The organism is Variovorax sp. EL159 (assembly GCF_900100965.1).
In the GTDB taxonomy this organism is placed as follows: domain Bacteria; phylum Pseudomonadota; class Gammaproteobacteria; order Burkholderiales; family Burkholderiaceae_C; genus Variovorax.
The window spans coordinates 1-7,373 of sequence record NZ_FMUJ01000014.1 but is presented as its reverse complement, the minus strand read 5'-3'; the positions used below and the strand labels follow the sequence as shown (position 1 = coordinate 7,373).

Below are 7,373 nucleotides of genomic sequence, written 5' to 3'. Positions count from 1 at the left end.
GCGATGTACAGCTCGCCGGGCACGCCCGCGGGCACCGGCTGCAGTGCCGCGTCCAGCACATACACCTGCGTGTTCGAGATCGGGTGCCCGATCGGGGGATTTTCCAGCCCGAAGAGCGGTGCACTCATGGTGGCGCACACCGTTGCCTCGGTGGGGCCATAGGCATTGATCAGTTGTCGGCCATGCGACCATTTTTCGATCAGTTGCGCAGTGCCCGATTCCCCGGCAATGACCAGATTCAGATCGCCTGGCAATCCTCCGGACTCCTGCGCAGCCAACGCAATCGGAGGGATGGTCAGATGCGTGACCCGATGCTTGGAAACAGTCGCAGCGAGCGCGTCTCCAGGCAGCAAGTCATGCGCTCGGGCCAGCACGAGCGCCGCGCCGGACAGGAGGGCCTGCACAACTTCCCAGAAGGCCGCATCGAAGCTCAGCGATGCAAACTGCAAGACCCGTGATCCGCGATGGAGGTTCAGGTGCTGAACCTGGCTGGCGCTGAGGCTCGATACGCCGGCATGAGAGACCACAACCCCCTTGGGCCTGCCGGTGGATCCGGAGGTGTAGATGACATATGCGGGGTTGGCGGGGCGCAGCGGCCGGACGCGGTCGTGGTCGGTGGGGTTGGCAAGAGGCGCGGCGGCCAGCAAGGCTGTGAGCGACGTATCGTCCAGGCAGAGCGTAGGCACGCCCGGGGGCAGCAACCGTGCGGTGGCGCTGTCGCTGATCATGCAGATCGGCGAGGCGTCCTCCAGCATGAAGGCCAATCGGTCCTTCGGGTAGTCCACGTCCAGGGGCAGGTAAGCACCCCCGGCCTTGAGGATGGCCAGCAGGCTGATGACCATCTCCAGAGAGCGCGGCAAGGCGAGTGCCACGAGGCTCTCGGGGCCTACGCCTTGCGCGATCAGGTGGTGGGCCAACTGGTTGGCGCGCGCATTGAGTTCGCCGTAGGTCAGCGTGGTGTCCTCGAAGACGAGGGCGATGGCGTCTGGCGCGCGGGCCACCTGCTGCTCGAAGAGCGCTGGCAGAAGCGCTTCGGGCACGGGGTGCGCGGTGTCGTTCCAGTCCAGAAGGATCCGTGCGCGTTCCCCGGGCTGCAGGATCTCGATGTGGTCGATGGGTTGCGAGGGATCGACTGCAATGACCTCCAGCACGCGCTGCAGGCGCGCTGAGAGTTGCTCGATGGTGGGCCGATCGAACAGGTCCGTCGCGAATTCGATGCGGCCGGCAATTCCCTGGGCTTTCCCTTGTTTGTCGAACTGCTCCCACAAGGTGAATGACAGATCGAACTTGGCGGTGCTCCGACCGAGGGGTTGCGCGCTGACCTCCAGGTCCTGCAGTGCGAAGAGGGTTCTTGCATTGTTCTGGAAAACCAGCGAGACCTGGAACAACGGATGGCGCGCCATGGAGCGCACCGGATTGAGCACTTCCACGAGTCGCTCGAACGGAAGGTCCTGATGTTCGTAGGCGCTCAGGTTGGTTTCGCGCACGCGTGCCAGCAACTCCCGGAAGCTCGGATTGCCCGAGGTGTCCGTGCGTAGCACCAGCGTGTTGACGAAGAAGCCGATGAGATCGTTCAGTGCTTCGTCGGTGCGGCCCGCAATGGCACTGCCCAGTGCGATGTCGGTGCCTGCTCCCATGCGGGTGAACAAGGTTGCCAATGCCGCCTGCAGGACCATGAACAGGCTTGTCTGGCTTTCGCGGGCAAGGACGGCCAGCTTCTGATGGATCGGTGTGTCGATCAGGATCGGCAGGTGCTCGCCGTGATAGCTGGAGGCAACCGGGCGCGGCCTGTCGGTGGGCAACTGCAGTTGCTCGGGCAGGTCAGCCAGGGTGCGCTGCCAGTAGGCCAACTGCCGTGCGCTGGTGCTGTCCGGGTCAAGCTCATCGCCCAGCAGTTCGCGTTGCCACAGCGTGTAGTCGGCGTACTGCACAGGCAGCGCCGCCCATGTGGGCGCATTGCCCTGCAAACGCGCAGCGTAGGCCGTGCGCAGATCGCGCGCCAGTGGTGCGGCGGACCAGCCATCGCTGGCGATGTGATGGCACAGAAGCAGCAGCACATGCTGGTCGGCGCCCAGGTGAAACAGCCATGCACGAATCGGAATCTCGCTCGCGATCTCGAAGCAGTGGCCCGCGGCCCTGTCGAGTTGCGCTGCAAGCGCCGCTTCGGACGCATCGAGCACCTCCATGGTCGGCCTGGTGGACTCCGCCGGAAGAACCACCTGCTGAGGCAGGTCGTCCGTGTCGGGGAAGATGGTGCGCAGGCTCTCATGGCGCACGACCGCATCGCACAGTGCCTGCTCCAGCGCGTTGTCGTCCACACGTCCTGCCAGTCGCAAGCAGATCGGAATGTTGTAGGTGGCGCTGGGACCGTCCAGGCGATGCAGGAACCACAGGCGCTGTTGCGCGAAGGAGAGGGGGATCATGCGGAATGTCTGTCGTTGGCGGCTTGTGCGAGTCCGTCACTCATCGAGTGCGGTGGCTTTTCCCGTCGGGCTCTGGACCCTGGGCATGACGCGCAAGGCCTTGCGCGCCGGCGGTGCATTTTTCAGTTTGGGTTCCAGTTGCGCGATCGTCGGCGCCTCGAACAATGCCCTGATGGAAAGTTCCAGGCCCAAGGCCGAGCGCACGCGGCTGACGAGCTTGGTTGCCAGCAACGAGTGGCCACCGAGGTCGAAGAAGTTGTCGTCGATGCCTACCTGTGCGAGTCCGAGGATCTCGGCGAAGAGCGTCGCAAGGATCTCTTCCTGCGGTGTGCGCGGCGCGCGAATGCTCAGTGGCGTGAAGTCGGGCGCGGGCAGGGCCTTGCGGTCGAGCTTGCCGTTGGGCGTCAGGGGCAGGGCATCGAGCACGACGATGGCTGCGGGGACCATGTGGTCGGGGAGATCGGCGGTCAGCGCGTGGCGCAAGGCCGAGGCGTCCACGCTCTGCCCGGCTGCTGCCACGACATAGCCCACGAGCTGCTTGTGTCCTGGTGCGTCTTCGCGGGCAATGACGGCAGCCTGCGTGACGCCAGGCTGGCGCGTGAGGGCTGCCTCGACCTCGCCGGGCTCGATGCGAAAGCCCCGGATCTTGACCTGCTGGTCGGCGCGCCCGAGGAACTCGAGCAGGCCGTCGGGTCGCCAGCGCGCCAGGTCACCTGTGCGGTACATGTGGCCGCCCGGCGGGCCGAAAGGGTTGGCCATGAAGCGCTCGGCGTTCAGGTCGGGGCGCTTCAGGTAGCCGTGCGCGACGTACTCGCTGCAGATGGCCAATTCGCCAAAAAGATCCGTCGGTTGCCCATCCGGACCCAGCAGAGCGATCTGCGTGGATTCGACGGGATGGCCAATGGGCAGCCGGGTGCCTTGAATCTCTGTGCGGGCACTGGCGAAGAACTGCGCCGTCACGGTGGATTCGGTTGGCCCGTATCCGTTGACGAGAAGGCAGTCGGGCTCGAAGTTCTCCCGCAGCAATTTCAGATCCGACGGCGCAGCTTCTTCACCGCCAAGAATGATCAATCGCGTCGAAGAAGACTTCCGGCCTTGAAAGCCGCTGGCGGCAAGCCGGAACACCGTCGGCGTCGAATGCCACACGGTGATGCGCTGTGCTTCCAGCCAGTCATGAAGCTGGGTGAACTCCACCTGACGCAGGTCGTGAATGCAGAGCGTGGCGCCATTCAGGAGTGCGCCGTAGATGTCCATGACCGAAGCATCGAAGCCGTAGGAGCTGAAAAGCGTCAATCGGTCGGTGGCATTCAGATGAAGCGCGTTGGTGTATGCGGCAATGAAGTGCAGGACGTTGCGGTCGACCTGAACGACACCCTTTGGCCGACCCGTCGTTCCCGATGTGTAGAGCACATAGGTTTCGCTGCCCGGATGGCGTTGGGTGGCACAGCTGCTGGCCGGCGGAATGAGCGATTGATCGAATGCCGGAATTTGCCTGGCAGCGCAAACGGTCGTTGCAAGCGCCTGCAGCCCCGGCTCGCAAAGCAGCGCTTCACCTTCCGAATCCTCGACGATGAATCTCAGCCTGTCTGCCGGATGCAGAGGGTCCAGGGGAACGTAGCTCCTTCCCGACTTCAGGACGCCCAGCATGGCCGCCACCATGTCGGCGCCATGGCTGAACAGGAGCATCACGCGGCCGGTGTTCCGGCTCAGGCTCTGCTGGAGTTTGTTGGCGATGCCATTGGCCTTCCGGTTCAAATCGTCGTAGGTCCACGAAATGCCGTCATGCGTGATGGCGACAGCCGAGGGAGCGCGGTGGACCTGTGCTTCGAATCGGGTGGTCAAGCTCTGATCGATCTCGTGGCGATCGATTCTTGTGAATGCCTGCGTCGGCCTTTGGGAGAGCGGACTCCCCGCGCTTGCGGAAGCGAGGCTCGGCAGCGGAATCTGGAAGAGCGTTGTCGCCGAATTGGAGGCCACGACCCGAAGCAGTGCCTCGAAATGATGAAGCATCCACTGCACCGTCGCGAGGTCGAAGAGATCCGTGGCGAAGTCGACACGGCCTGCGATGCCTTGGGCCCTGCCCGCCTTGTCGGGCTGCTCCCACAAGGTGAAGGACAGATCGAACTTGGCGGTGCTCAGGCCAATGGGTTGGGTCTGGATTTCCAGGCCTGGCAACGTGAAGCTGGTCCTGGCGTTGTTCTGAAAGACCAGCGAAACCTGAAAAAGAGGATGACGCGCCATGGAGCGGGTCGGATTGAGCACTTCGACCAGGCGCTCGAACGGAAGGTCCTGATGTTCGTAGGCGCTCAGGTCCGTCTCGCGCACGCGAGCCAGCAACTCGCGGAAGCTCGGGTTGCCGGAGGTATCGGTGCGCAGCACCAGGGTGTTAAGGAAGAAGCCCACCAGGTCGTCGAGCGCTTCATCCGTGCGCCCAGCGATCGGGCTGCCCAGCGGGATGTCGGTGCCTGCGCCCAGGCGGGTGAACAAGGTGGCCAGTGCAGCCTGAAGCACCATGAACAGACTGGCCTGCCCCTCGCGTGCAAGGGTCAGCAGCTCCTGATGCAGGCCCACGTCGAGCCGGAACGCGACGCTCTCGCCGTGGTGGCTGGACACCGTGGGGCGCGGCCTGTCGGTAGGGAGTTCCAACTGCTCGGGCAGGCCGGCGAGCGTGCGTTGCCAGTAGCGCAGTTGCTTGGTGATGACGCTGTCGGGATTGCGCTCGCTGCCCAGCAGTTCGTGCTGCCAGAGCGTGTAGTCGGCGTACTGCACCGGCAAAGGTGTCCATGCCGGTGGCTGGCCCTGGCCACGCGCGGCGTAGGCCAGGGACAAATCGCGTGCCAGCGGTGCGAGCGACCATCCGTCACTGGCGATGTGATGGCACAGCAGCAACAGCACGTGCTGATCCGCATCAAGGTGGAACAACCAGGCGCGAAACGGAATCTCGCTGCCCAGCTGGAAGCAGTACGCGGTTGCCTCGGCGAGTCGTTGCGCCAGCGTGGCTTCGGACGCCGTTTCTACCTGCATCGCAAGATGCGCACCTTCGGGCGCAAGAATCTGCTGCAAGGGTGTTGCGTCGTCCGTGTCCCTGAAGACAGTGCGCAGGCTTTCGTGACGGCCGACCAGGTCGCCCAAGGCCAGTTCCAGCGCTGAATCGTCAACCCGCCCCTTCAGCCGCAAGGCCATGGCCACGTTGTAGGTGGGCGTGGGGCCGTCGATCTGGTACAGGAGCCAGAGCCGTCGTTGGGAAAGCGACACCGGAATAAGTTCGGGCCTCGCCATCGGCTGCAGGACCGCACGGGCAGACTGCGCACCGACGAGCCTGTGGCCCAGCTGTGCGACCGTGGGCGCTTCAAACAGCACGCGGATGGGTAGCTCCACGCCCAATGCGGAGCGGATGCGGCTCACGAGCCTGGTGACCAGCAGCGAGTGGCCGCCCAGGTCGAAGAAGTTGTCGTCGATGCCCACCTGGGGCAGGCGCAGGACCTCGGCGAAGAGGGTGGCCAGGGTCTGCTCCTGGGGAGTGCGCGGTGCGCGGATGCTGCGCGGCGTGAAGTCGGGCGCGGGCAGTGCCTTGCGGTCGAGCTTGCCGTTGGGTGTCAGGGGCAGGGTATCGAGTACGACGAGGGCCGCGGGGACCATGTGGTCGGGCAGATCTGTGGACAGCGCACGACGCAGGGCTGCGGTGTCGATGGCGGCATCTGCCACGACATAGCCCACCAGCTGCTTGTGGCCGGGGCTGTCCTCGCGAGCAATGACAGCGGCCTGAGCGACGCCGGGCTGCCGAGAGAGGGCTGCCTCGATCTCACCGAGCTCGATGCGAAACCCCCGGATCTTGACCTGCTGGTCGGCGCGCCCGAGGAAGTCGAGCACGCCGTCGGGGCGCCAGCGCGCCAGGTCGCCGGAGCGGTACATGCGGCTGCCCGGCGGGCCGAAGGGATTGGCCACGAAGCGCTCGGCGCTCAGGCCCGGGCGCTGGAGGTAGCCGCGCGCCAGGCCCGCGCCCGCGATGTACAGCTCACCCGTCACGCCTACAGGCACCGGCTGCAGTGCCGCGTCCAGAACGTAGGTCCGCAGGTCCGGAATGCCGCGGCCGATGAGACTGTTGGCGTCGCTGCCCATGAGCGCCTTGCTCAACGCGGCGTAGTTGACATGAACGGTCGTTTCTGTGATGCCGTACATGTTGATGAGTGACGGCGCTTCATCGCCGTGTCTCTCATACCAGTCCTTCAGGAGCCGGAGTTCAAGCGCTTCGCCGCCGAAAATCACGCAGCGCAAAGCCAGGCCGGCCTGCAGCTCCGGGTGCTCCCGCTCGGCCTGCGCCAGTTGATGGAATGCCGATGGTGTCTGATTGAGGACGGTCACCTGCTTGCGCACGAGCAGGCTCAAGAACTCTTCGGGGGAACGGCTGATCAAACTCGGAACGACGATCAACTGCCCGCCGCGAAGCAGAGCGCCCCAGAGCTCCCAGACCGAGAAGTCGAAGGCGTGCGAATGGAACAGGGTCCATACGTCCTGCGGACCGAATCCAAACCATTGCTCCGTCGCACCGAGGAGCCGCACGACGTTCTGCTGTGAAATCACCACGCCCTTTGGCTTGCCGGTAGACCCCGAGGTGTAGATGACGTACGCGGGGTTGGCGGGACGCAGTGGCCGAACGCGGTCGTGGTCGGTGGGGTTGGCAAGGGGCGCGTGGGCCAGCTGCGCGATGAGGGCGGGCTCGTCCAGGCACAGGGTGGGCGTTGCCTGGGGCAGCATCGCTGCGGTGGCGCGGTTGCTGATCATGCAGGCCGGCGCAGCGTCCTCCAGCATGAACGCCAGGCGGTCCTTGGGGTAGTCCACGTCCAGGGGGACGTAGGCGGCGCCGGCCTTCAGGATGGCCAGGAGGCTGACCACCAGCTCCAGGGAGCGAGGCAGGGCCAGGGCCACGAAGCTCTCGGGGCCGACGCCCTG

The 7,373-nt window shown here is 65.0% G+C and carries 2 protein-coding genes; both read right to left on the bottom strand.

Features of this window, described 5'->3' with window-relative positions:
• The coding region (locus BLQ28_RS32420; protein ID WP_143012615.1) for a non-ribosomal peptide synthetase at nt 1–2,423 on the bottom strand (2,423 nt) is incomplete at its 3' end.
• 36 nt (nt 2,424–2,459) lie between these two features.
• Nucleotides 2,460–7,373: non-ribosomal peptide synthetase (locus tag BLQ28_RS32415; RefSeq protein ID WP_143012614.1), on the bottom strand; the 4,914-nt coding region annotated here is incomplete at its 5' end.